This is a genomic window from Bacteroidales bacterium (genome assembly GCA_012517825.1).
Lineage (GTDB): Bacteria > Bacteroidota > Bacteroidia > Bacteroidales > JAAYUG01 > JAAYUG01.
The window spans coordinates 1-1,880 of record JAAYUG010000095.1 but is presented as its reverse complement, the minus strand read 5'-3'; the positions used below and the strand labels follow the sequence as shown (position 1 = coordinate 1,880).

2 protein-coding genes are annotated in these 1,880 nt (G+C 48.4%); both read left to right on the top strand.

Annotation, left to right across the window (positions count from 1 at the left end; genetic code table 11):
• The coding region (locus GX419_06570) for an acyl-CoA dehydrogenase (GenBank protein NLI24349.1) at positions 1-1,032 on the top strand (1,032 nt) is incomplete at its 5' end.
• Positions 1,033-1,052: 20 nt separating this feature from the next.
• The coding region (locus GX419_06565; protein ID NLI24348.1) for a type 2 isopentenyl-diphosphate Delta-isomerase at positions 1,053-1,880 on the top strand (828 nt) is incomplete at its 3' end.

The window sequence follows — 1,880 nt, the reverse complement described above, 5'->3', positions numbered from 1 at the left end:
GAACTTACCCGAAAAATGGGAAGAAATGGCTGGTTTGGAATTTTTTTGCCGCAGGAATACGGTGGGCGCGGAATGGATTATCGTTCCCTGGTGCTGGTAGTGGAAGAACTGGCCAGGGTTGATTCTTCGCAGGCAGCAACAGTAGCGGCCCATAATTCCCTGGGCATCGGGCCTATTTATCAGTTCGGGACTCCCGAACAGAAAAAGAAATATCTTCCGAAGCTTTGTTCCGGAGATTTTGTATGGGCTTTCGGCCTCACTGAGGAAGATGCCGGCTCGGATTCCCGTGCAACCAAAACAACGGCTGTATTGAAAAACGGTTACTGGGAACTGAACGGATCCAAAAAGTTCATTTCCAATGCAGCATCTTCTCTGTCCGCCGGAGCTTCTCTTCAGGTAGTTACAGGTACGGATGAAAAAGGAGAAAAAGAACTTTCGGTTATTCTTGTTGATCGCGATACCCCCGGATATCATCCGGAAAAAATCACTGGCAAAATGATGTGGAGGGCAGTTGATAATGCCCATATTATCATTAACAACTGCCGGGTTCCTGCCGAAAACCTCCTGGGAGAAAGAGGCAAAGGTTCCCACATTATGTTGCAGACACTCGATTCAGGACGTCTGACGATTGGTGCTGTGGCCCTGGGTCTTGCCAGAGGAGCTTTTGAAATGGCTCGCGATTATGCAAATAAGCGGGTTCAGTTTGGCAAGCCAATTGCTCGCTTTCAGGCTATAGCCTTTAAACTGGCCGATATGGCCACCCGCATCGAAGCAGCTGCCAACCTTCTTTACCATGCTGTATGGCTTAAAGACAATGGTCAGCCCTTCGGGAAAAACTCTGCTATGGCCAAACTTTACTGTTCCGAGGTTGCCAGATATGTTGTGAATGAAGCAGTTCAGATCCACGGTGCATATGGCCTAATGAAATCAAACGATATTGAACGTTTTTACCGCGATCAGCGTATCCTCGAAATCGGCGAGGGTACTTCCGAAATTCTCCGTTTGGTCATTTCCAGGCAAATAGGAATTTGAATTTAACAACATACTTCCCTATGGAAGACAGAAAAAAAGACCATATTGAGCTTGCTTTCAGTTCCCGCACCGAAGCAATACTCGCCGATCAGCGGTTTTATTATGAACCTTTGTTAGCCGCTCATCCATCCGAGCACAGTAAACCTTTCGAGTTTCTTGGCCGGATGGTTCGTGTTCCCATCTGGATTTCAAGTATGACGGGCGGAACACAATTGGCGCGCGGAATCAATACAAACCTGGCCCGCGCCTGCCATGATTTCGGTATGGGCATGGGTCTTGGCTCCTGTCGGATCATCCTCAGAGACAACCAATATTTCGACGACTTCAACATGCGACCGGTGATTGGACCCGACCTGCCCCTCTGGGCTAACCTGGGTATAGCTCAGCTGGAACAGCTTGCGGCAGAACGAGAACTGCACCTGGTTTCAGAACTGGTAAAACGCCTGGAAGCTGACGGAATCATTATTCACGTGAATCCTATGCAGGAATGGCTTCAACCCGAAGGAGACAGACTATCAGTTCCGCCGGTTGAAACAATTCAACGTGTACTTGACAAAACAAACCTTCAGATTATTGTCAAAGAAGTAGGGCAGGGTATGGGGCCTGAAAGTCTCAGACAGCTTCTTCACCTCCCTCTTGCCGGAATCGAATTCGGTGCCTTTGGTGGTACCAATTTTGCATCGCTCGAATTACAGCGTGCAAGTGAGTCTGCCCGGGAACTCTTTTCCCCTTTTGCCCTGATCGGACATACCGCCGCAGACATGCTCAGCTTTGTAAATCAGATCGTGCAATCCGATTCCGGTGTCAGAACAAAACACCTTATCATTTCAGGAGGAATAAGAAATTTC